Annotated in this window: 19 protein-coding genes; 7 read left to right on the top strand and 12 right to left on the bottom strand. The window is 66.3% G+C overall.

Going from position 1 to position 23,803, the window contains the following annotated elements:
• Positions 1-527: 527 nt before the first annotated feature.
• The 4 genes from AC07XB_RS13415 to AC07XB_RS13400 all read right to left on the bottom strand — a co-directional run bounded on the left by AC07XB_RS13415 (position 528) and on the right by AC07XB_RS13400 (position 3,967).
• Positions 528-2,105, bottom strand: a complete 1,578-nt coding sequence (locus tag AC07XB_RS13415; protein WP_492827999.1) for a fatty acid--CoA ligase — start codon at positions 2,103-2,105, stop codon at positions 528-530.
• A 64-nt stretch (positions 2,106-2,169) separates the two neighbouring features.
• The gene (locus AC07XB_RS13410; protein WP_043357193.1) at positions 2,170-2,952 is read right to left on the bottom strand and encodes an SDR family NAD(P)-dependent oxidoreductase; all 783 of its coding nucleotides are present in this window, start codon (positions 2,950-2,952) and stop codon (positions 2,170-2,172) included.
• 321 nt (positions 2,953-3,273) lie between these two features.
• A complete protein-coding gene (locus tag AC07XB_RS13405) occupies positions 3,274-3,519 on the bottom strand; it encodes a GlsB/YeaQ/YmgE family stress response membrane protein (RefSeq protein WP_441639843.1) in 246 nt (81 codons plus the stop codon).
• A 31-nt stretch (positions 3,520-3,550) separates the two neighbouring features.
• The gene (locus AC07XB_RS13400) at positions 3,551-3,967 is read right to left on the bottom strand and encodes a signal protein (protein WP_492374202.1); all 417 of its coding nucleotides are present in this window, start codon (positions 3,965-3,967) and stop codon (positions 3,551-3,553) included.
• A 395-nt stretch (positions 3,968-4,362) separates the two neighbouring features.
• Here AC07XB_RS13400 and AC07XB_RS13395 point away from each other — a divergent pair, with 395 nt between their 5' ends.
• Positions 4,363-6,642 (top strand): mechanosensitive ion channel family protein, encoded by a 2,280-nt coding sequence (locus AC07XB_RS13395; protein WP_492828001.1) that lies wholly within the window; start codon positions 4,363-4,365, stop codon positions 6,640-6,642.
• Between the two features lie 330 nt (positions 6,643-6,972).
• Entirely contained in the window at positions 6,973-8,133 is a 1,161-nt protein-coding gene (locus tag AC07XB_RS13390) for a helix-turn-helix transcriptional regulator (protein ID WP_492827876.1), read from the top strand.
• 9 nt (positions 8,134-8,142) lie between these two features.
• Here AC07XB_RS13390 and AC07XB_RS13385 read toward each other — a convergent pair whose 3' ends face one another.
• Positions 8,143-9,033 (bottom strand): LysR family transcriptional regulator, encoded by an 891-nt coding sequence (locus tag AC07XB_RS13385; protein WP_492374200.1) that lies wholly within the window; start codon positions 9,031-9,033, stop codon positions 8,143-8,145.
• A 132-nt stretch (positions 9,034-9,165) separates the two neighbouring features.
• Here AC07XB_RS13385 and AC07XB_RS13380 point away from each other — a divergent pair, with 132 nt between their 5' ends.
• The 4 genes from AC07XB_RS13380 (at position 9,166) to AC07XB_RS13365 (ending at position 13,112) form a co-directional block, all read left to right on the top strand.
• Complete coding sequence (locus AC07XB_RS13380) at positions 9,166-10,374, top strand: CaiB/BaiF CoA transferase family protein (protein ID WP_492827878.1); 1,209 nt, start codon at positions 9,166-9,168, stop codon at positions 10,372-10,374.
• A gap of 69 nt (positions 10,375-10,443) precedes the next feature.
• Positions 10,444-10,905 (top strand): MaoC family dehydratase, encoded by a 462-nt coding sequence (locus AC07XB_RS13375; protein WP_150985236.1) that lies wholly within the window; start codon positions 10,444-10,446, stop codon positions 10,903-10,905.
• A 19-nt stretch (positions 10,906-10,924) separates the two neighbouring features.
• Positions 10,925-12,085, top strand: coding sequence for an acyl-CoA dehydrogenase family protein (locus tag AC07XB_RS13370; protein WP_492374198.1), 1,161 nt, complete (start codon positions 10,925-10,927; stop codon positions 12,083-12,085).
• Between the two features lie 13 nt (positions 12,086-12,098).
• Positions 12,099-13,112 carry an acyl-CoA dehydrogenase family protein gene (locus AC07XB_RS13365; protein WP_492827880.1) on the top strand — a complete coding sequence of 338 codons (1,014 nt, stop codon included), beginning with the start codon at positions 12,099-12,101 and terminating at the stop codon, positions 13,110-13,112.
• A gap of 29 nt (positions 13,113-13,141) precedes the next feature.
• On the opposite strand, the gene AC07XB_RS13360 is transcribed toward AC07XB_RS13365, so the two are convergent.
• The gene (locus AC07XB_RS13360; protein ID WP_492827882.1) at positions 13,142-13,816 is read right to left on the bottom strand and encodes a TetR/AcrR family transcriptional regulator; all 675 of its coding nucleotides are present in this window, start codon (positions 13,814-13,816) and stop codon (positions 13,142-13,144) included.
• A 225-nt stretch (positions 13,817-14,041) separates the two neighbouring features.
• On the opposite strand from AC07XB_RS13360, the gene AC07XB_RS13355 reads away from it, so the two are divergent.
• Complete coding sequence (locus AC07XB_RS13355) at positions 14,042-15,370, top strand: protoporphyrinogen/coproporphyrinogen oxidase (protein ID WP_492374196.1); 1,329 nt, start codon at positions 14,042-14,044, stop codon at positions 15,368-15,370.
• A gap of 15 nt (positions 15,371-15,385) precedes the next feature.
• Here AC07XB_RS13355 and AC07XB_RS13350 read toward each other — a convergent pair whose 3' ends face one another.
• The 6 genes from AC07XB_RS13350 to AC07XB_RS13325 form a co-directional block, all read right to left on the bottom strand.
• Complete coding sequence (locus AC07XB_RS13350; protein WP_043357207.1) at positions 15,386-16,912, bottom strand: SpoVR family protein; 1,527 nt, start codon at positions 16,910-16,912, stop codon at positions 15,386-15,388.
• 90 nt (positions 16,913-17,002) lie between these two features.
• Complete coding sequence (locus AC07XB_RS13345; protein ID WP_043357209.1) at positions 17,003-18,280, bottom strand: YeaH/YhbH family protein; 1,278 nt, start codon at positions 18,278-18,280, stop codon at positions 17,003-17,005.
• Positions 18,281-18,317: 37 nt separating this feature from the next.
• The gene (locus AC07XB_RS13340) at positions 18,318-20,240 is read right to left on the bottom strand and encodes a PrkA family serine protein kinase (protein ID WP_318235460.1); all 1,923 of its coding nucleotides are present in this window, start codon (positions 20,238-20,240) and stop codon (positions 18,318-18,320) included.
• Between the two features lie 421 nt (positions 20,241-20,661).
• Positions 20,662-21,849 carry an acyl-CoA dehydrogenase family protein gene (locus tag AC07XB_RS13335; RefSeq protein ID WP_492374195.1) on the bottom strand — a complete coding sequence of 396 codons (1,188 nt, stop codon included), beginning with the start codon at positions 21,847-21,849 and terminating at the stop codon, positions 20,662-20,664.
• An 82-nt stretch (positions 21,850-21,931) separates the two neighbouring features.
• Entirely contained in the window at positions 21,932-22,711 is a 780-nt protein-coding gene (locus AC07XB_RS13330; RefSeq protein WP_492827885.1) for an enoyl-CoA hydratase/isomerase family protein, read from the bottom strand.
• 60 nt (positions 22,712-22,771) lie between these two features.
• A complete protein-coding gene (locus AC07XB_RS13325) occupies positions 22,772-23,758 on the bottom strand; it encodes a Bug family tripartite tricarboxylate transporter substrate binding protein (protein WP_492374193.1) in 987 nt (328 codons plus the stop codon).
• Positions 23,759-23,803 lie beyond the last annotated feature (45 nt).

Here is a 23,803-nt window from a genome sequence, read left to right as displayed (position 1 = left end):
GCGAATGCGCGAGCGGCGGGCCGGCTGCGTGTTACGCGTTACGTAACGCGTTCCGCGGGGCAGGTGGGGGCATTCAGGGAGAATGTCAGCTTGCTGACAAAGCCGGCTCTGCGTTGTCGTGCTGGAAAACACCACGGGCTTCGCTTTGAGTGGCTCCTAGCTAAGCCACCCCTCTCCCCGGCCCTCTCCCCATGAGGGGAGAGGGAGTAACAGCCGTCGTCATTTCAAGCGGCGTTGGCGCACTCGTCGGCTTCGACCGATGCTGCCGGTTTGCTCCCCTCTCCCACTTGTGGGAGAGGGGACGGGGGAGAGGGCGGGCGCTCGTTATGCCGTCGCGGTGGAATAAACCACTGGCTTCGCTTCCCGTGGCTCCTAGCCAAACCGCCCCTCTCCCCAACCCTCTCCCCATGAGGGGAGAGGGAGTAACAGCCGTCGCCATGGCGCGCGGCTTTGGCCCGTTCGGCGGCTTCGGCTAGTGCTCCTGGCCTGTCAGCGTACCGAGCGTCTTGCATTGCTGTGCGCCAGCCTCAGTTGACCCGCCGGTTGTACCCTTCCCAATACGGCTCGCGCAGCTTCCTGCGCAGCAGCTTGCCGGAGGGGTTGCGCGGCAGCGCATCGGCAAACTCGATGCTCTTGGGGATCTTGTAGCCGGCCAGCCGCTCGCGCGCCCACGCCACGATGCTGTCGCGATCCGGCGCCTGCCCGGGACGGGGCACGACGATGGCCTTGACCGCCTCGCCCCATTTTTCGTCGGGCACGCCGATCACGGCCACATCCGCCACTTGCGGGTGGCCGTAGATCGCGCTCTCGACCTCGGCGGGATACACGTTCTCGCCGCCGCTGATGATCATGTCCTTGACCCGGTCGTGGATGTAGACATAGCCCTCGGCATCGAGAAAGCCGGCGTCGCCGGTGCGCAGCCAGCCGTCGGCGTCGATGGTGCGCGCGGTCTCGTCGGGCTGCTTCCAGTAGCCCGCCATGTTCTGCGGCGAGCGGATCATCAGCTCGCCGACTTCGCCCGGCGGCAAGCGCCGGCCTTCCCAGTCCACCACCACCACTTCCACGCCGGGCAGCGGCTTGCCGGCGGCCCGCATGCGCGGCACGTCGTCGGTGGTGTGGTCTTCCGGCGCCAGGGCCACCACCGTGCCGGTGGTCTCGGTCATGCCGTACTGCTGCGCAAACCCGCAGCCGAAGACTTCGATGCCCTCGCGCAGCAAGGCTGCCGGGATCGGCGCCGCGCCATAGAGCAAGGTCTTCAGGCGGGAGTAGTCGATGCGGCGCGCGCGCGGATCGCGCAGCACGAACTGCATCGCCGCGGGCACCAGGAACAGCTTGCTGATGCGCTCGCGCTCAAAGAAGTCCAGCACCGCGCCGGGATCGAAATCGCGCGCCACCACGCCCTTGGCCCCCGCAAGCAAGCTGCGCAGGCCCCAGCCCGAGCCGCCAATATGCGCCACCGGCATGGCCACCAGCGAGACATCGTCGTCCGTCCAGCGCGACCACGAGATATCTTCTCGCTCGCTGGCCTCGGTGCCGGCGGTCAGGTTGCGGTGGGTCAGCATGGCGCCCTTGGGGCGGCCGGTGGTGCCCGACGTATAAAGCTGCAGCACCACGTCGTGCGCGGCGCTCTGGTGCGCCGGTGGCGTGGGCGCATGCGCGTCGCGCCACGTCACATAGGCGGGCCAGTCCGGCTGGCCGCCTTCCATGGCGATCACCCCGCGCACCAGCGGCAGCGTGGGCAACAGCTTGCGCACCAGGTCTGCCGATTCCGGCCCAACGAACAGCAGCGCGGCATCGGAGTGGCCAACGATATAGCCCACCTCCGGCGGCGCCAGGCGCCAGCTCGCGGGCGCCATCACAGCGCCCATCTTGGCTGCCCCCAGCAGCAGCTCGAAGTAGTGATCGCAGTTCTTGCCGATATAGCCGATGCGATCGCCGGGCCCGACCCCGGCTGCCACCAGCGCCTGGGCGACACGATCGCTTTGGCGGTCCAGCGCCAGATACGTGGTCAGCCTGCCTTCGAAAGCATAGGCCACGGCATCAGGCCGCCGCAGCGCGAAGTGGCGCAGCGCATGCGGCAGTGTGGTCAGATAACTGAAATCCACCAGCGTCTCCTTCTCTCGGTCCTGCTGCATGCGCGCGTCCTTTTTATTGTTGTGAACTGCCGGATCAGCGCGGGGCCATGCGGATGGCGCCATCGAGCCGCACCGCTTCGCCGTTGAAATAGCTGTTGCGGCACATTTCCAGCGCGAGCGAGGCAAACTCTTCCGGCGCGCCGAGCCGCTTGGGGAACGGCACCGAGGCGGCCAGCGCAGCCTTGACGTGTTCCTGCGCGCCTTGCAAGAGCGGCGTGTTGAAGATCCCGGGCATGATGGTATTGACCCGAATGCCTTCGCCGGACAGGTCGCGCGCGATCGGCAGGGTCATGCCGACCACGCCGGCCTTGGAGGCGGAGTACGCCGCCTGGCCCATCTGCCCGTCCTGCGCCGCCACCGAGGCGGTATTGATGATGACGCCGCGATCGCCGTCACGCGCATCCAGCGTGAGCATGCCGGCGGCCGAGCGCGCCAGGCAGCGGAAGGAGCCGATCAGGTTGATCTGGATGATGCGCTCGAACGCGTCCGAGGCGAAGAAGCGGATCTGGTCCGGCGCCTCCTTGGCGCGCGATGCGGTCTTGATGGCGTTGCCGGTGCCGGCGCAATTCACCAGGATGCGTTCCTGCCCGAGCGCTGCGCGCGCCTTGGCGAAACCAGCTTCGACCTCGGCTTCCGACGTCACGTTGACCTGGCAGAACACGCCCCCGAGTTCACGCGCCACGGCCTCGCCCTTTTCCGCGTTCATGTCGAACAGCGCGACGCGCACGCCATGCGCCGCCAGCGCCCGCGCGGTGGCTTCGCCCAGGCCCGACGCGCCGCCCGTGATCACTGCCGTTACCGATGCATTGAGTTCCATCTTGTCTCCGCGTTGTCTTGATGTGTGTTGATGATGTGTGTTGAATCTGTGCTGAACCATTCCCCGCATTCCCCGTTCCCCGTCGGCGCGCAGCGCTACGCCTGGGCGGAATGCCTGAGTCCGGCGAGCCGAATAAACGGGCTTGCCAGCGTGGTATGGAGATTCAGGGATGACGGCGCGCAACGCATCGTCCGAAGCGACGAATGCATGAAAGCACATCAAACACGTGAAGCGCATGAAAGCGTGAGCACGCCAGCGCGCGGCGCGAATGCTGCTGCCTGCGGGCAGCAGCATTGGCCATTTGAAGAATCCGCGGCCTGTCTAGCGCCGCGTTGCCAGGTGATACAGCGCCAGCAGGATCACAGCGCCCAGCACGGCGCCGATAAAGCCGGCGGACTGGCCCTGGCGGTACCAGCCCAGGGCCTGCCCAAGGAAGGTCGCAGCGAGCGAGCCGACGATGCCCAGGCCGGCTGTCAGGAAGAAACCGCTTGGCCCGCGCCCGGGCGTGAGCATGCGCGCCACCAGGCCGGCGAGAAAGCCGATGAGAATGATCCAGATCAGGTGCATGTCATGCCCTCCCGGCGGCGCTTCCCGCGGCTCACTTGCATGCCTTGCCGTGATCCGCGTGGAAACCTTGCGCGGTGGCGTCGGCTTCACTCATGTAGGCGCCGTTCTTGGTCTTGCCGTAGTACTTCGTGCCAGGGCAGTGATAGACCTTGGAAGACTTGTTGGCCCATACCTGCCCAGGGCCGCCACCCGGAGCCGCGGCGGCGGCGGGCGCGGCCGGCTTGGCCATCGGCATGGAAGCTGCGGGCGCGGGCGCGGCAGGCTTGGCCATCGGCGCGGCAGCGGCGGGAGCGGCTGGCGTGGCTTGAGCGCGCGCCAGGTGCGGGACCGAGGCGATGAGCGCCGCGGCCAGCAGCATAGGCAAGCCGACGCGCCGGCCTAACGAGGCGGGCGAGGCAGGCAAAACGGTAACGGCGGTAATAGCGTTCAAGGCTTTCATAGCATTCATGACAGGCTCCTGCGGTAACAATGCCATTGGGACAACGAAACGACAGGGCTGCATACAGCCGCAACCCGACCGACACGCAATACCTCACTCAACGGCCCGCACCGTCACTCCGTTGACCGCAACCAGCCAGCACGGGCTTGCTGCCATGGTACGCCTGCTGCACGCCACCCGCTGCTGCGGCCATGCGACACGCGTTGCCGGGTGCCCGGCGCGAGCGGCAACACCGATTGCGGCGCCGCACGAATCCGCGGCGTGTGCGGTATCCGCAATGCGCTACAGTGTCAGGCATCCCCCGGGATTGCCCGGCACCCTCTATCTACCCGCATGAGATGACGCTCGTGATCAGGTCCCAATTCACATTGCCGGCTGCATGCCGGCCAGGCGCACTGCTGCCGATGCTGACGCTGATGATCTGGCTGGCGCTGGCCACGCTGGCAGCGCAGCCGGCACTGGCGGCGCCGGCCGGACTGGCCTCGCTGGCGGCGGTCGTCAAGGCCGAGTCCGCGCCGGCCTCGCAGCCCGCGGCCAGCGAGCCACTCGCGCAGTCGCTCGACCAGGTCATTACCACGCTGCAGAGCGACAAGGACCGCAAGGCCCTGGTCGACCAGTTGCAAACGCTGCGCAAGGGCATAGGTGGGGCCAGTGCGGCGTCAGCGCCACAGCCCGGCCTGCTCGGGGCGCTGGCTGAGGCGGTCGACCATCTCGATGCGTCGCTGGGCAAGGACAAGGGGCCGTGGCACTACTGGCGCTGGCGCATCGATTTCGCGGGCGAGGAGTGGCTGGCCGCACTGACCATCAACGGGACGCGCTCGCCCTGGCAATCGGCACGGGAGTTCTCCGCCGTGCTCGCGGCCTGGTTCTGCGCCGGATGGCTGTTGCGGGAGGCGGTGAGACGCGTGCGCAACCGGCGCCTGCAGCCAGCGGTACGCTATGAGCTGCCCGCAGTGCCGTCCTGGATGGACGTCGGGCTTTACATGCTGCGCAGGGTGGCGCCGTGGGTGGTGGCCTTCGCCCTGGCGATGCTGCTCTCGAGCAGTATGTTCGGACGCTCGCCCGCCAGCATGGCCGGCATGGTGATTGCCTACTCGGTGGTGGCCGGCGCCGTGATGGGCGCGGTGTGCCAGGTCATCTTCGCGCTGTTTACCTCGGCGCACCGTGCGCACGCGGTGCGCGACCTGCTGCTGCACTCCCGCAGGCTGCTGTTCGCCACCGGCGCGCTGGCGGCGCTGGGCGACGTCACGACCGACGCGCGTGTGATCGCCTCGCTCGGCACCAACCTGTCGGCGCTGACCTCCACCGTGGCCAACATCGCCGCGGCGCTGCTGATCGGCGCCTTCACGCTGCGCTTTCGCCGGCAGATCGGCCAGATCATCAGCAACCGGCCGCTGGTTTTCCGTCAGGAGCATCCCGCAATCATGGACCTGTTGCGCCTGGTAGGCGCGAGCTGGCACCTGCCGGTGCTGGCGGTGGTGGTGGCCTCGGTGGCCGGCACGCTGCTGGCCACCGGCTACGCGGACATCTTCCTGCGGCGCACGGTGGGCTCGGTGGCGCTGTTCGTCGCCGCGCTGCTGCTGACGCTGATCACCGGCCGCTCGCCCAAGGCCACGCACCGCGCGCCGCGCTTTCGCGACCGCCAGCGCTCGGCCTACCTGGCGCGCTTCGGGCGTTTCGCGGTAGCGCTGGTGCGGGTGGTGATCTGGTTCGCCTACTTCGAGCTGGCCAGCCGGATCTGGGGCGTGTCGCTGCTCTCGGTGATTGAATCCACCACGCTCGGCAAGCGCATCGGCGAGGCCGTGTTCAGCGTGACCTCCACCGTGCTGCTGTCGTGGCTGGCATGGCTGCTGATCGATACGGCCATCACCCAGACGCTGACGCCCGCGCACGGCCGCGGGCAGCCGCCCAGCCTGCGCGCCAGGACCATCCTGCCGCTGGTGCGCAACGCGTTATTCGTCGCGCTGCTGGTCATCACGCTGATCGTGGTGCTGGCCAACCTCGGCGTCAACGTGACGCCGCTGCTCGCCGGCGCCGGTGTGGTCGGCCTGGCCATCGGCTTTGGCGCGCAAAGCCTGGTGCAGGACCTGATCACCGGCCTGTTCATCGTGGTGGAGGATTCGATCGCCATCGGCGACTCGGTGGAACTGCCCGACCATATTGGCACGGTGGAGGCCATGACCATCCGCACCGTCAAGCTGCGCGACGGCAAGGGTGCGCTTCATATCCTGCCCTACAGCCAGATCAAGGCCATCAAGAACATGTCGCGCGGCTATGCCGTTGCCGTATTCAACATCGGTGTGGCGTATGGCAGCGACCTCGACCAGGCCATTGAGCTGATCCGCGAGACCGGCGCGGAGGTAGCGCGCGATTTCCGCTACGCGCGCAACCTGCTTTCCGGACTCGACATCCTGGGCCTCGATCGCTTCGACCCCAACGGCTCGGTGGTGCTGGCCCAGTTCAGGACGCGCCCGCTGACCCAGGCGGAAATCACGCGCGCGTTCAACGTGCGGCTCAAGCGCAAGTTCGACCAGCATGGCATCAGCATGGCCACGCAGCGGGTAACGGTGCAGGTCGAGGGCGGCCTGGGGCTCCCCCCGGCGCAGGACGCGCAGGCCACTGAGCTGGCGGCCGGCGCCGGGGGCGCTGCTGCGCTTTCAAAGGGTGCGCCGGGGCCAGGCTGAGCCGGCCGAGTCACTATGCGGCTCGCAAAGCGCACGCAGAAACGGGTACGCTTTGCGCGGCCGTGCCCCGCTTCGCGGGCATTTCAGCGCTGAAATAATTTTTAATAATTGCCCAGGCGACATTCCCTGTTTGCGAAGTTATGCTCGCATCCGCATAATGCCGCCACACGGTAACGCGCAGCGCTGACGTACCCGGCATACCGGGCGCCTGACCCCGTCCGGTGGCGTCTGCCACTTCGGAGCCGGCCACAGCGAGCCAGCCGTACCGCTACCAGCGGGCCAATAAAAAGAGCAAAGCAGGATCAGGCGAGAGCCACCGGGGAAAATACTATGGGCGAGCATCCGTCGGCGGATGAAGACTTCCATCGTCTGATCGATTCGATCTACGAGTCGGCGCTTGACGTCACTGCCATGCCAGCCGCGCTGGATCTCTTCTCCCGCTATACCGATATCGAAAGCCCGCATTACCTGGTCTGGGACAAACTGTCCGGACAAGCGCGCCTCGGCGTCACCCCGCATGGCTGCTTCCCGGCGCAGGGCACCTACGTGCCGGAAGGCCTGCATGCGCTGGCAAGCCTGCCCAGGCGCGCGCTCGCGGGCGATCACCCTGGCGACCTGCAGGACGGCGCACCTTGGCGCGCGCCGGCGCATGGCGCCGACCTGGAGCATGGCGTGCGCCTGCTCGATACCGCTGAGGTCTGCGTGCTGATGGGCGGCACGGACCGGGGCGGCCGCCTGGACACCGGTTTCGACGGGACGGAGGGCTTGAGCCATCGCAGCAAGCGGCTCGCGCGCGTGCTGCCGCACTGGGCCCGCGCCGCGCGCATGCAACAACGCAACTTCGAGTTGAGCGGCCTGGCGGCCCTTGGCCTGGCCGGGCTGGATACGCTCGACTTCGGCGTGATGGTGCTGCAGGCCGATATGCGCGTGCGCTACGCCAATATCTGGGCCGAGGCGCTGGTGCAGGCCGACAGCCAGCTCGCGCTGGAAAACGGCGTGCTCAAGGCCCACGACCAGACCCTGCACGCCACCCTGCACAAGCTGCTCGACCGCGCCATGCAATCCCGTGGCGGCGAGGCGGCGGCCGGCTCGTGGATGCACATCACGTCGGGCGGCCAGCCGGTACCCATCATCGTGCTGCCGCTGGTGGCCCGCCAGCCGGTGGAAGGCCCGTGGCAACTGCCGTTCGCGATGGTGCTGATGGGCAATTCCGAATCGCGCTCGGTGCTCGACAGTTCGGTGCTGACGTCGCTGTTCGGCCTGTCGCGCAAGGAAAGCCTGATTGCCATCCGCCTTGCCGCCGGCGAAACCCTGACCGAGATCGCCGACCACGAATTCGTCTCGCCGCACACGGTGCGCGTGCATATTCGCGACATCCTGCGCAAGACCGGCACCCATCGCCAGAGCGAGCTGGTGCGCCTGCTGCACCTGCTGCCAGGCGTGGCGCTGGAGCGCGCCGGCGCGGCGCGTGGCGAGCGCGCGCGCGCCTGATCCGCTGGCCTAGGCGACCACGGTGCTGGCCACCTCCAGCAAGCGCTGCACCTGCCGGTCGTCGCTATCCGTGGACGTGGCCAGCGCGATGCCGATGCGCGCCACCGGCCGCGGGCTGGCCAGCCGCAGGAAACGCACGCGCCGGTTGATATAGCGCGCCGCCACGCTCGGCACCAGCGCCACCCCCAGGCCGCTTTCCACCAGGCTGACGATGGTCTGCACCTGCACCGCCTCTTGCGTCACACGCGGTACGAACCCGGCTTGCTGGCACAGCAGCATGGCGATGGCCTGCAGGTTGGGCACCTCGGCGCTGGGATGCATGATGAAGGGTTCCCCGGCGAGCGCCTTGAGCGCAATCGCGTCGCGCTCGGCAAAGCGGCTATCGGCCGGCACCGCCGCCACGAACTCGTCGTTCTCCAGCGGCATCAGCGTGTAGCCGCCGCTGTGCAAGATGGGAAAGCGCACCAGCCCGGCATCGAGCTGATGGCGCTCCAGCCGGTCCAGGATCGACGCCGAGGTGGATTCATGCAGGATCAGCTCGATCCCCGGGTGCGCGGCCCGAAACGCCGGGATCAGCTTGGGCAGCAAGGCGTAGGTTGCCGAGCCCACAAAACCCACGCGCAGTGCACCGCGCTCGCCATGCGCCGCCGCCAGCGCCGCCGCGCGAGCCTGGCCGGCATGGAACAGCGCGCGCCGCGCGTCATGCAGCGCGGCTTCGCCAGCCTGGGTCAGCCGCACCCCGCGCGAGGTACGCACGAACAGCGGCGTGCCGAGCGCATCTTCGAGCTTGCGGATCGAGATGGAGAGCGGCGGCTGCGCCATGTGCAGGCGCTCGGCCGCGCGGTGGAAGTTGCCGGTTTCGGCCAGGGCGACGAACTGCTGAAGTTGACGAAGGTCCACGCTGATGTCCGTATTGATATCTGGAAGATATCGAATCCTAAAAATCTAATATTAGACGCAAGCGACCCGCCTGATCTACCCTGTGGCATCCGGCGCAAGCCAGGCACAAGAACAGACAGGAGACACCCAGGCATGTTGCCCCTCTCAGGCATCCGCGTCATCGACCTATCCACGGTCGTGATGGGCCCTTACGCCAGCCAGTGGCTGGCCGACCTCGGCGCCGAAGTCATCAAGGTGGAGCCCCCCGAGGGCGACTCCACGCGGCGCACCGGCCCGGCCGCCGAGGATGGCATGTCGGCCATCTTCCTGGGCGTGAACCGCAGCAAGAAAAGCGTGGTGCTCAACCTCAAGCTGCCCGCGGCGCAGGCCGCGCTGGAGCGCCTGCTGGCCAGCGCCGATGTGTTCATGCACAGCATGCGCCCGCAGAAGCTGGCCGGCCTCGGGCTGGACCCCGCCGACGTGATGGCGCGCCACCCGCGCCTGGTCTACGTGAGCTTGCTGGGCTTTGCCGAGGATGGCCCCTATGGCGGCCGCCCGGCCTACGACGACATCATCCAGGGCCTGTCCGGCAATGCCGCATTGATGGCCGCGCAGACCGGCACCATGCGCTACTTCCCCACCATCGCGGCCGACAAGACCAGCGCTCTGGTGGCGGCGCTGTCGATCTCGGCCGCCATTGCCGGGCGCGAGCGCCAGGGCGGCAAGGGCGCGCTGGTGGAAGTGCCGATGTTCGAATCGATGGTGGCCTTCAACCTGGTCGAGCATCTCTATGGCCAGCACTTCGAGCCGCCGCGCGGGCCCACCGGTTATCCGCGCGTGCTGGCGCCGCTGCGCCGGCCCTACCAGAGCGCCGACGGCCACGTCTGCATGATGCCGTACACCGATGCCCACTGGCGCGACTTCTTCACCGCCGCGGGCCGGCCCGACCTGGCCGCCGACCCGCGCTTTGCCGGCATCGCCGCGCGCACGCAGCATATCGAAGCCCTCTACGAGCTGACCAGCGAGATCGTGCGCACGCGCACCACCGGCGCCTGGCTGGCGCTATGCGAAACGCTGCAGATCCCGGTGGCGCGGGTCAACCAGCTCGCTGAGCTGGTGGATGACCCGCACCTGCGCGCCACCGGCTTCTTCGACACGCTGGACGACCCGGCCATGGGCACGCTGCGCTTTACCGGCGCGCCGGTGCGCTTTGACGGCCAGCGCGCGGCGAGCGCGCTGCCGCCACGCCTGGGTCAGCACACCCGCAGCCTGCTTGGCGAGGCGGGCCTGAGCGGCGAGCAGATCGATGAGCTGGGCCGCACCGGCGCGGCCTATTGTGCGTCGCCGGCCACTAATGCCTAACCCTGCCGCATTCCCGCTCCTAACATAAAGGAAGCCGGCCGCCGATGGCGGCCCTCAACAGGAGACGCCGTGCCCCATACCCAACTCCCCCGCCTCGGCCAGGGCTTTTATTGGCAAGACATCAAGGAAGGCCAGGCGTTCCAGACCTTCCGCCGCACCGTGACCGAGACCGACCTGATCAACTTCATTTCGGTCACCGGCATGCTGGAAGCGATCTTTATCGAGGCGGGCTATGAAGGCGGCGCCATCCATGGCCGGCCCGTGCCCGCCGCGCTGACCTACGCCATGATCGAAGGCTTCATCCTGCAGACCATGATCCAGGGCACGGGGCTGGCCATGCTGGAGCTGACGCAGAAGATCCACGCCCCGGTGATGGTGGGCGACACCATCTGGGCCACGGTCACGGTGACCGGCATCCGCCCCACTTCGCGCAATGGCCGCGCCGTGGTGGACTCGGACATCGAAGTCTTCAACCAGCGCCATGAGCGTGTCATGACTTATTCCGCCCGGCGCTTGCTGGCCGGCCGCTAGCCACACGGAGACCCCTGTCTTGACTTCACTGCCCAGCACGTTCCAGCTGACTGCCTTGCCGCCGGCCGCCGCCGCCTTCCGGCACGAGGTGAAGGCATTCCTGGCCGAACACCTGCCGGCCCTTGCGCCCGAAGTCCGCGCCCGTTCATGGATGGGCTTCAACGCCGATTTCAGCCGCGCGCTGGCGCGCCACGGCTGGGTGGGCATCACCTTGCCCGCGCAACATGGCGGCGCCGGGCTCGATCCGTTCTCGCGTTTCGTGCTGGTGGAGGAGCTGCTGGCCTGCGGCGCGCCGGTCTCGGCCCACTGGATCGCCGACCGCCAGAGCGGGCCGCTGATCCTGCGCTATGGCAGCGACGCGCAGAAGGCCTTCTATCTCCCGCGCATCTGCAAGGGCGAAGCCTTCTTCTGCATCGGCATGAGCGAGCCCAACTCCGGCTCCGACCTGGCCAGCGTCGCGACCCGCGCCACGCCGCAGCCGGACGGCGGCTGGCGCTTGAACGGCCGCAAGATCTGGACGACCAACGCCGATCGCTGCCACTACATGCTGGCGCTGGTGCGCACCTCCGGCACGGGCGAGGACCGTCAGCGCGGCTTGTCGCAGGTCATCATCGACCTGTGCGCGCCGGGCGTGACCGTGCGCCCGATCCGCGACCTGGCCGGCGACGCACATTTCTCCGAAGTCAGCTTCGAGGACGTGATGCTGCCTGAAGCGGCGCTGGTGGGCCGCGAAGGCAGCGGCTGGGAGCAGGTCAACGCGGAGCTGGCCTTCGAGCGCAGCGGGCCGGAGCGGCTGTACTCCAGCGTGGTGCTGCTCGATACCTGGATTGCGGCGCTGCGGCGCGCGCCGGCTGCACGGCGCGACACCGTCACCATCGGCCGGCTGGCTGGCCGGCTGGCGGTGCTGCGGGCCATGTCGCTGGCGGTGACCGCCCGGCTTGCCGCAGGCGAGAGCCCGGTGGTGGAAGCCGCGCTGGTCAAGGACCTGGGCACGGAGTTCGAGCAGTCCATTCCGGCGCTGGCGCAGGCCGCGCTGGGCGACGACCCGCACCTCGCCGCCGATCCCGACCTGTACCGCACCCTGGCCTATGTCAGCCAGGTCGCCCCGTCCTATTCGCTGCGTGGCGGCACGCGCGAGATCCTGCGCGGCATGATCGCCCGGGGCCTTGGCCTGCGCTGAACCGGAGTTCCCTATGCATAACGCTTACTCGGACGCGCTCGACAGCGTGCTGCGCGACTGCTGCACGCCCGCCGTCATCCGCGCCATCGAACGCGGCGACGACCACCTACCCCTGTGGCAATCACTGCAAGACAGCGGCTTTGCCGATTGCCTCCTGCCCGAGGCGGCCGGCGGGGCGGGCCTGCCGCTGGACGAACTGGCGCCGGTGCTGTTCGCGCTGGGCCGCCACGCACTGCCTTTGCCGCTGGGCCAGACCTTGTTCGCGCGTGCGCTGCTGCACGCCGCCGGGCTGGCGGTGCCGGCCGAGCCCATCGCGCTGGCGACCTTCGATATGGATGAGGGCGCCACGGATGCAGTCCTCGTCGCAGGCGGCGCGCAAGCGGCCTGGTTCCTGGTGCAGGAAGGCGCGCAATGCATGCTGCTGCCACGTGCCCGCGCGCAAGTCCGCCCGACCGGCGCCCATGCGGATCTGGCCGTGGTCCTGCCGCGCCCCGCATCGGACGGATTGCCACTGTTTACGCTGCCCGCGGGCACGCTGCGCCAGATCGGGGCCTGCCTGCACGCTGTGCAGCTGGCCGGCGCCATGTCGCATGTGTTCGACATGACGCTGCAATATGCCAACGACCGCCAGCAGTTCGGCCGCGCCATCGGCAAGTTCCAGGCCATCCAGCACCAGATCAGCGTGATGGCGGAACATGTCACCGCCGCGCGCATGGCCGCGCAGATCGCCTGCGCCGGCGGCGGCGGCGGCGGCGGCTGGCAGCCGGACCCGCTGCGCGCGGCCATCGGCAAGCTCAACGCCAGCGAAGCGGTCACGCCAGTGGCCGCCATCGCGCATGCCGTGCACGGCGCCATCGGCATCACCGAGGAGTACGACCTGCAGATCTACACCCGCCGCCTGCATGCCTGGCAACTGGCGGACGGGTCGCAGGCTTACTGGGCAAGGGTGGTGGGCGAGGCGGTGTGCGGCCAGCCTGGATCGGGCGTGGTCGATCTGGCCCGAAGCTGGAGCACCGACGCGGCCTGAGCCCCGGACGGGACCGGGGCCGGCCAGGATCAGCCGGCATCGGGCTCGCGCTGCAGCAGGCTCCAGCACAGGCGAACCAGCTCGTCCTCCAGGGCCGGGCTGCCGAGCAAGGGCGAGCCCTCCAGCGCGGCCGAGCGCACTACCCCGAACATGGCCCGTGTGAGCGCGAACATCTGGGCCGGGGCGGGCAAGCGCAGCGCGCTCATGCCCAGCGCCTGCAACTGCGCGCCGATCCGTTCGCTGGCCAGGCGCAGCGCCGCCACGGCATCCTCGTCGCGATCATGGCGCCAGGCCAGGCGGGCCAGCGCGCGGCTATGCGCGTCATAGCCACCAAAGCTGAGCACATAGGCCTGCACATAAGCCCGCAGCGCGGCGCGCGCGGCTTGCGGCTCCGCCAGTCCCGCCGCTGCCGGCATGGCGGCCAGGCGTTCAGCCAGCATCGTTTCCAGGGCCACCAACGCCGCCTCGCGCTGTTGCTCGATCAAGGTGCGGCCAATCGCCGCGCGGTCTGCAAAGTACTGGTAAAGCGAGCCAACCGAAACCCCTGCCAGCGCAGCGATCTGCTCGGTGGTGGGCTCAGGCTGGGCACGCATCTCGTGTTCGGCGAACAGCTGCGCCGCGGCTTGCAAGATGGCTTGGACGGTATGTTGCGCGCGCTGCTGCGAGGGCTGGCGGCGCTTCGGCGGTTCGGTGGCGGCAGGCATGATGGAATCTGAGGAGAAAGCGAATTGGCTGCGACGCGGCAAGCCGATAGATTGTCGCACGGTGCCCCAAGCACGGGCTAACCGGACAAGTCCCAGAACATGCACACCACTGCCTTGCCTTCACCCACTTCACCCACTTCACCCGTTACACCTGCTCCACCCGTTCCACCCGCATCGGCGCTGCCGGCGCATTCGCCCGGCCCGCACCGCGCCCCCGAAGTAATCGTGGCCGGCGCCGGCATTGCCGGGCTGTGCGCGGCCGATGCGCTCGCCCGCGCCGGCGCGCGGGTGCGCGTGTTCGAGGCCGCCGGGGATGTCGGCGGCCGCATGCGCAGCGAAACCCTCGGGCCGCATGGCATAGAGTGCGGCGCACAATTCCTGTCGAGCGGCTACACGGTGCTGCCGGCGCTGGCGCGGCGGTTTGGCCTGGACGGCGGACTGCAAGCCGCCAGCGACCTCAACGCGGTGGTGCGCCAAGGCCGGCCGCGCCGCGTGCGCGCACAGAGCCTGCTGGACCCGCTGCGCAGCGGCCTGCTCGGATTGCCGGCCTGGCTCGGCTTGGGGCTGGCGCTGGGCCGCGAAGGCCGCGCGCTGCGCACGCTGCCGCTCGACGACCTTGGCCAATGGGCGCGCTACGATGCGGATTCCGCCAGCGAATGGCTTGGCCAGCGTGGTTGCCGCGAGGCGCTCGCCTATGTCACGGAGCCGCTATTGCAGGGATTCTATTTCCTCACGCCTGAATCGTCCTCCGCCGCGCTGATGCTGATGGCTAGCGGCTTCGGCTGGCGCCGCTGTGTCAACACTTCGCTGGTCGGCGGCCTGCAAAGCCTGCCACGCGCGCTGGCGCGCACGTTGCAGGTGGAGACCGGCCGGCGGGTCGCATCGATCCGCCAGCAGGACACGGGCGTGGTGGTGAGCGGCGCGGGCTTCGAAGCCACGGCCGACTACGTTGTGTGCGCCCTGCCGGCACCCTTTGCCCGGCAAGCCTGGACGGGCGGGGATGCGCTGGAGCGCCGCCTGCTCGCCACGCCCTACAGCCGCACCATCAACCTGTCCTTGCTCACACGGCCGGGGTTTCGTGTGCCGGCCGCTTTGGCGAGCGTCTACGGCGTATTGGTGCCGCGTGCCGAGCGCCGGTACGTAGCCGCGCTGGCGCTGGACGCCGGCAAGCGCCCGCTAGCGCGTCCCGCCGGCGGACATGGACAAGTCATCCAGGTCATGCTGGAAGACCGCGCCGCCGCGGATCGGTTGGGCGCGAGCGATGCGCAGATCCTCGCCGACGTGCTGCCCGGGGTCGAACATTACCTGCCGGGCATCTCGCGGCAATTGCAGGACTGCCTGGTCACGCGCTGGGCGCAGGCAATGCCCACGGTGCCGGTCGGCCGCGCCGCCGACGTGCTGGCGTACCGCAGCCGTGCGCCGGCATCGCGGCAACGGGTCTTCCTGGCGGGGGACTACGTGAATGCGCCCTTCACGGACGCTGCCGCGGCTACCGGCTTGTGGGCCGCGCAGGCCATCATGCGGGCGGTGTCATCCACCGCCCGCGCAGGCTGACGCTGCCATGCCCATTCAAGCCGCCTTGCGATGCCGGCGTTCCGGCTTGCATTCGTACTTGGATTCGCGCCGGCCATCTTCATAGGCCACTTCCAGGCGCACCGTAAAGCCCCACAGCCGCGTGACGTGGCGGATCACCTCGTCGAAATTCTGCGCCAGCGGGCGGCGGTCGTTCTGCAGGTGGCGCAGAGTCAGGGAGCGGTCTCCGCCCACATCCACATTGGTGATCTGGATGTTGGGCTCCATGTTCGACAGGTCGTACTGGTTGGCCAGCAACTGGCGGATGTTCCGGTAACCCTCATCGTCATGAATAGCGGTCACGCGTAGCTTGCCTTCGCGGTCGTCGTCGAGCACGGAGAACAGCTTGAGCTCGCGGATCACGCGCGGCGACAGGAACTGCAGCAGGAAGCTCTCGTCCTTGAAGTTGCGCATGGCGAAGTCGAGCGTCTTGCGCCAGTCGCTGCCGGCGAATTCCGGCGCCCAGCGGTAGTCTTCCTCGGTCGGGTTCTCGCACATCCGGCGCAGGTCCTGGAACATCAGGAAGCCCACGGTGTACGGGTTGAGGCCGCTGTAGTAAGGGCTGTTGTACGGCGGCTGGTAAATCACATTGGTATGCGCCTGCAGCAGCTCCATCATGAAGGCGTCGTTGACCAGGCCCTCTTCATACAGCTGGTGCAGGATGGTGTAGTGCCAGAACGTGGCCCAGCCTTCGTTCATGACCTTGGTCTGGCGCTGCGGGTAGAAGTACTGCGCGATCTTGCGCACGATGCGCACGATCTCGCGCTGCCACGGCGCCAGCTTGGGCGCGTTCTTCTCGATGAAGTAGAGCAGGTTTTCCTGCGGCTCCGGCGGGAAGGCGGCGTCGCGCTCGAACCCTTCATCGTCTTCCAGCGCATGCGCGCGGTGCTTGGGCAGGGTGCGCCACAGGTCGTTGACCTGCGTCTGCAGGTAGTTCTCCCGCTCGGTCTGGCGCGCCTGCTCCTCGGCAATGGAGAGCTTCTTGGGCCGCTTGTAGCGGTCCACGCCGTAGTTCTGCAGCGCGTGGCAGGAATCGAGCAGCGCCTCGACTTCCTGCTCCCCATAGCGCTGCTCGCATTCGGCTACGTAGTTTTTGGCGAACAGCAGGTAGTCGATGATGGCATCGGCGTTGGTCCAGGTGCGGAACAGGTAGTTGCCCTTGAAGAAGGAGTTGTGGCCGTAGCAGGCGTGCGCGATGGTCAGCGCCTGCATGGGCATGGTGTTCTCCTCCATCAAGTACGCGATGCAGGGATTCGAGTTGATGACGATCTCGTAGGCCAGGCCCATGTGCCCGCGCTGGTAGCTGCGCTCGGACGCGAGAAAATGCTTGCCGTACGACCAATGGCTGTAGCCCACGGGCAGGCCAGACGACGCATAGGCGTCGAGCATCTGCTCCGCGGTAATGATCTCAACCTGGTTGGGATAGGTGTCCAGACCGAAATCGCCGGCAATGCGTGCGATTTCGCGGTCATAACGCTGGATCAGCTCAAAGGTCCACTCCGAGCCGGTAGAGAGATATGCCATTTACGACCCCCGTTGCGGGTGAAGCTAGGGTTGCGCCCCTCTCCCACACTGCGGGAGAGGGGAAAACACCTGCAAAAAACCAGGGCGACTTCAGCGGCTGGATGGCCATGCCGCTTTTTTCTGGAACAGGTCATGCAGCACAGGGTAGATCTCGTCCGCCCCGATGATGCGCTGCATGGCGAAGTTCTCATGCCGGTCCTTGACCGCCAGATACTCTTCCCACAGGTTCTGCGGCTCTTCCGAAGCCACTTCCACATAGGCGTAGTACTGCACCAGCGGCAGGATGGACTCGCGCAACAAGCGCCCGCACAACTCCGAATCGCCCGCCCAGTTGTCGCCATCCGAGGCCTGGGCGCAGTAGATATTCCACTGGCTGGCGGGATAGCGGTCGTGAATTACCTCGACCATCAGCTTGAGCGCGCTCGATACGACCGTACCACCGGATTCGCGCGAATGGAAGAAATCTTCCTCGTTCACTTCCTTCGCCACCGTGTGATGACGAATGAACACCACGTCGATGCGATCGTAGTTGCGCTTGAGGAAGAGGTACAGGAGCATGAAAAAGCGCTTGGCGAGATCCTTGCGGCTCTCATCCATGGACCCGGACACATCCATCAGGCAGAACATCACCGCCTGTGCCTGCGGGCGCTTTTTCAGCACGCGATTGTTGTAGCGCAGGTCGAGCTTTTCGATAAAGGGCACGCGCTCCACGCAGGCGCGCAGGTGACGCATTTCCTTCATCAGCTCCAGCGCCCGTGCCGAGTAAGGCCCGTCCTGCTCCAGCACCTCGCCATACTCCTGCTCCAGCACCGCGAGCTTTTTCTGGTAAGGACTGGACAAGGCAATGCGCCGCCCGAGCGAGCTTCGCATCGTGCGCAGGATGGACAGGTTGGACGGCGTGCCGTCGATCGAGAAGCCAGCCCGGACCTTGCGGACCTCGGCGATCTTGGCAAGGTGGCGCTTGGCCATGTCCGGCAGCGCCATGTCCTCGAAGAAGAAGTTGAGGAAATCCTCGCGCGACAGGCTGAAGACGAAATCATCCTCGCCTTCACCCGAATCGCTCGCCTTGGAGCCGCCGCCGCCCCCGCCTTGCTGCTGGCGGTCGAAACTGTCCCCCCGGACAAATTTCTTGTTGCCCGGATGGATCCACTCCCGCCGGCCGCCCTGGCCGTGGTGAAAAGCGGGCTCGGAAATGTCCTTGACCGGAATGGACACCTGCCCGCTTTGTTCGATGTCCATGATCTTCCGGCCGGACACCGCCTTCGCTACCGCCTGGCGTATCTGTTCGCGGTAGCGTTTGATGAAGCGTTGCTGGTTGACGGCACTCTTGTTGCCGCCGTTCTCGCGCCGATCGATGACCGTGGCCATATGCTTGCCCTCGCTTAGAGGCCTCGTTCAGGCGCCGTTACGATGATTTTCTTACGCGCAAATACCACTCCACAAGTAAGCGGACCTGCTTCGCGGTGTATCCCTTCTCAACCATGCGGTTGACGAAGTTCGCGTGCTTGTCCTGATCCTCGCGAGAGGATTTGGCGTTGAACGAGATCACGGGCAACAGATCTTCGGTGGTGGAGAACATGCGCTTCTCAATCACCATGCGCAACTTCTCGTAGCTGGTCCACGCGGGGTTCTTGCCCGCGTTGTTGGCCCGCGCGCGCAGCACGAAGTTGACGATCTCGTTGCGGAAGTCCTTGGGGTTGGATATCCCCGCAGGCTTCTCGACTTTTTCAAGCTCGTCGTTCAACGCGTTGCGATCGAGAATCTCACCGGTATTCGGGTCGCGATATTCCTGGTCCTGGATCCACAGGTCCGCAAAGACCACGTAGCGATCGAAGATGTTCTGGCCGTATTCGGAGTACGACTCCAGGTAAGCGGTCTGGATCTCCTTGCCGATGAACTCCACGAACGGTGCGGTCAGGTACTCCTTGATGTACGACCGCAGCTTGGCCTCCTGCTCCGGCGGGAACTGCTCGCGCTCGATCTGTTGCTCGAGCACATAGAGCAGGTGCACCGGATTGGCGGCCACCTCGGTATTGTCGAAGTTGAAGACCTTGGACAAGACCTTGAAGGCGAAACGCGTGGACAAGCCGTTCATGCCCTCGTCGATGCCAGCGTAGTCGCGATACTCCTGGTACGACTTGGCCTTGGGGTCGACATCTTTCAGGCTCTCGCCGTCATAGACGCGCATCTTGGAGAAGATGTTTGAATTCTCCGGCTCCTTGATGCGGGTGAGCACGGCGAACTGCCCCATCATCTTCAAGGTGTTGGGCGCGCAAGGCGCGGCCGACAGCGAACTGCTGCGCAACAGCTTGTCGTAGATCTTCACCTCCTCCGACACGCGCAGGCAGTACGGCACCTTGACGATGTAGATCCGGTCGAGGAAAGCCTCGTTGTTCTTGTCGGCCTTGAAGGTTGTCCACTCGGCTTCGTTCGAGTGCGCCAGGATGATGCCGTCGAAGGGGATCGCGCCGAAGCCTTCGGTGCCCTTGTAGTTGCCCTCCTGGGTGGCGGTCAGCAGCGGGTGCAGCACCTTGATCGGCGCCTTGAACATCTCCACGAACTCAAGCAGCCCGCGGTTGGCCAGGCACAACCCGCCGGAATATGAGTAAGCGTCCGGATCGTCCTGCGGGAAATCTTCCAGCTTCCTGATATCTACCTTGCCGACCAGCGAGGAGATGTCCTGGTTGTTTTCATCTCCCGGCTCCGTCTTGGAAATCGCGATCTGCGACAACACCGACGGGCGCAGCTTGACCACGCGAAAGCGCGTGATGTCGCCGTTGAACTCATGCAGGCGCTTGACCGCCCAGGGCGAGGCGATGGTGTTGAGATAGCGCACCGGGATGCCGTAGTCCTCTTCCAGGATCTTGCCGTCTTCCTCGGGGGAGAACAGCCCGAGCGGCGATTCATGGATAGGCGAACCCTTCAATGCGTAGATGGGAATCTGCTCCATCAACGCCTTGAGTTTTTCCGCGAGCGAGGACTTGCCTCCCCCCGGAGGCCCAAGCAGGTAAAGGATCTGCTTGCGCTCCTCGAGCCCTTGCGCGGCATGCTTGAAGAAGGCGACGATCTGCTCGATCGTGTCCTCCATGCCGTAGAACTCGCGGAAGGCCGGATAGACCCTGATGACCTTGTTGAAGAACAGGCGGGACAGCCGAGGATCGTGGTGGGTATCCACCAGTTCGGGCTGACCAATGGCGGCGAGCATGCGCTCGGATGCGGTCGCATAGGCGGAAGGATCCTTCTTGCAGATATCCAGGTACTCCTGGATGCTGTATTCCTCTTCCTTGCGACCTTCGAAGCGTGTGGCGTAGTGGCCGAAAATGTCCATACCTCACTCCCGTCAGAGACCCGTCCGAGGCGAAGGTAGATCTACTACAACTCAAGATCTCGCGGCAGCGCTTGCGGTTCCGCCACCCCGGCTTGGCGGTGCTGCCATGTTGCGAAATCTTTACTTAATCATAGTCAAATAACGGCGAGAGCTGAGAGTCGGTTGACGAGCTTTGCAATGGCGCAACGGATCAGCTCGACTCACCGTACTACCACTTCAGGCCCCACTCGCGACGGGCATTTGAACCATGTCTTGTGACACACATTACACCTTTCCGTTATTCCGTGCACACCTGCTTTTGTAACGAGAAACGCGCTTGCCCCCTCGCAACCCCCACTGGGCGGGACTTTGCGGCCGGCCTACTTCCAACGTACTACGACGTTGGCATGAGAGGCTTGCCGCATGGCCCCGCACACACGCATCACAGCGTGCGTGCCACCAGCTCCTTCATGATTTCGTTGGAGCCGCCATAAATCTTGCTGACCCGCGCGTTCGCATACATGCGCGCGATCGGGTATTCGAGCATATAGCCGTACCCGCCATGCAGTTGCAGGCATTCGTCGATGATTTCGCAGTTCTTCTGCGAGCACCACCACTTGGCCATGGCCGCCGTGGGCGCATCGAGCTCGCCCCTCAGCAAGCGCACCATGCAATCATCGACGAAGGTAGCGGCGATGGTTGCCTCGGTCTTGCACTCCGCCAGCTTGAAGCGCGTGTTCTGCATATCGATCAGCGGTTTTCCAAACACCTGCCGCTCGCGCACGTAGTCGGTGGTGAGCTCGATCGCGCGCTGCATGCTCGCCACCGCACCAAGCGCGATGATCATGCGCTCCTGCGGCAGTTGCTGCATCAGCTGATAGAAGCCCTTGCCCTCCTCGTCGCCCAGCAGGTTCTCCACCGGCACGCACACGTCGTCGAAGAACAACTCGGCGGTGTCCTGGCCTTTCTGCCCGATTTTTTCCAGAATTCGGCCGCGCCTGAAGCCAGGCTGGTCCCGGGTCTCGACCATGATGAGCGAGACCCCTTTCGCGCCGGCATCGGGATCGGTCTTGGCTACCACGCAAACGAGGTCGGCGTGGTAGCCATTGGTGATGAAGGTTTTTGCACCGTTGATGCGATAGATGTCTCCGTTCTGGGTCTTCTCACGCACCGCTCGGGTGCGTACCGACTTGAGATCCGAGCCCGCGCCGGGCTCCGACATGGCGATGGCGGCCACCATGGCACCTGAAGCCATCTGCGCAAGCCATTTGCGCTTCTGCGCCTCGGTACCGTAGTTGAGCAAGTAATGGGCCACGATGCCGCTGTGCACGCCATTGCCCAGGCTGGTGGCGATGGCGCGTGCCATTTCGTTACAGATCACAGCCTCGTGGGCAAAGTTCCCGCCGCCGCCGCCGTACTCCTCGGGAATGCTGGCGCACAGCAGGCCAACCTCGCCGGCGCGGTTCCAGACTTCGCGGTCGATGTAGCCGCGCTCGGCCCAGCGCGCCTCGTTCGGCACCAGCTCGCGCTCCACGAAGCGGCGGACGGTGTCCTGGAACATGACCAGGTCTTCGCTCATCCAGGGCACCTTGCGGGCGGCCATCGCCATGTTCTTGTCGGAATTTCCCATGTTGTTCTCCTTGATGGTTGCCGGTGTTGCCGGTGTTGCGTTGCAGCACCACGCGCTTGTTGTTGTGTGGTTGTGTGGTGGTTCAGTCGGGCCAGCGATAGCGCGGCGGCTGCTTTTCCAGGAAGCGCGCGGCGGCCTCCTTGCGGTACTCGGTGGCGAAAGCGATACCCTGGCCGTCTGCCTCCATCTCCAGCATGCTGTGCAGGTCCTGGTTCAGCGAGGCATTGAGCGCCTTCTTGGTCAGCGCAACCGCTACCGGCGAAGCTTCGGTAAAGGCCGAGGCGAGCGCCAGCGCGCGGGCATGCAGATCCTCCGGCGGCACGATTTCCATCACGATGCCCTGCTCCAGCGCCGCTGCGGCGCTCAGTTCACGCATCGAGAACATCAGCGCCTTGGCGCGCTGCAGGCCGATCATGCGCGGCAGCGTGTAGAACACACCGCAATCCGGGATCAGGCCCAGGCGCAGGAAAGGCAGGCCAAAGCGCGCGCGCGGCGTGGCCAGGATGATGTCGGCCACGAGAGCCAGGCTGAAGCCGGCGCCATAGGCCGCGCCGTCTACCGCCGCGATCACGGGACGGTCGAGGTGGATCAGGTCTTCCAGCCAGGGATGGATGGCCGCCAAGCGCTGGCGGCCCTGGTCAGCGCTGATTTCGCCTTGCATCGAGCTGATGTCGCCGCCGGAACAGAAATCCGTGCCCGCGCCGGTGAGGATCAGCGCGCGCACGCTGGTGTCCTGGCGCAACTGGTGCACAACCTCGCCGATTTCGCGGCGCATGGTGCCGTTCAGGGCGTTCTTGCGTTTCGGGAAGTCGAGCGTGAGGGTGGCAACCCCGTCGGCAACGGCGTAGCGAATGGTCTCCATGGCGAACTCCTCTGGGTTGGCTCGGTGAGTAAATGCAGTAGCAGTCATAAAATCGGCGCGTCAGTCAAGCTGGATGTTGGCGTCGCGGACGATGCGCGCCCACTTGGGCGTGTCCGTCGCGATCACCGCGGCCAGTTCTTCCGGGGACGAGCCCACCGGCTGCAGCCCCATCGCCACCAGCTTTTGCGAGATGTCCGGGAGCCGCACGATGCGGGCGATCTCGGTGGAGAGCCGGGTAACCACGTCGCGCGGCGTATTGGCGGGCAGGAACATCGAGAACCAGCCGCTCGGCTCAAACCCGGTGAAGCCGGCCTGCGCGAAAGTCGGCACCGAGGGAATCGATTTGTAGCGCTGGGCGCCCGTGATGGCGAGGATCTTGAACTTCCCGCTATTCAGATAGCTGTTGGCCGAGGTCACATCGACAAACGCCGAATCCACCTGCCCACCCAGCACGTCGCTCATCAGCGGCGCGGCGCCTTTGTATGGAATGTGTGCAAGGTCCACGTGCGCCTGCATCTTGAGCAGCTCGCCATGCAAATGCGAGGAGGTGCCGTTGCCGTAGGAGCCGTAGCTGAGCTTGCCGGCCTTGGCCAGGGCCACGAACTCAGCGAGCGTGCTGGCCGGCACCCGGTTGGGCACCACGAACAGGTCGGAGGACCTGGCCAGCAGTGAAACCGGCGCGAAGTCGCGGGCCACGTCGTACGGAATGCGCTTGTACAGGCTGGGCGACTGGATCATGGCGGTGATGCCGAGCAGCATCGTGTAGCCGTCGGGCGGCGCCTTGGCCACGATGTCGTTGCCCAGCATGCCACTGGCGCCGGGCTTGTTGTCAACCACCACCGGCTGGCCCCAGGCCTCGGTCAGGCGCTGGCCGATCATGCGCGCGATGGTATCGGTGCCGCCGCCGGCGGGATACGGCACCACCATGCGGATGGGCCGCGCTGGATAGGTGCCCTGCGCCTGCGCGGGCCACTGCCATCCGCCCAGCAACGCACCGCCGCCCAGCACTGCCGCCTGGCCCAGCCAGTTTCGTCTCGATGTCTTCATGATGTCTCCCATCGTTCTCGTTGTTCTCGGTGTTCTCGTTGTTCT

This window comes from Cupriavidus sp. GW821-FHT02F09, from assembly GCF_059421605.1.
This window is presented reverse-complemented; position numbering and strand designations above follow the sequence as displayed.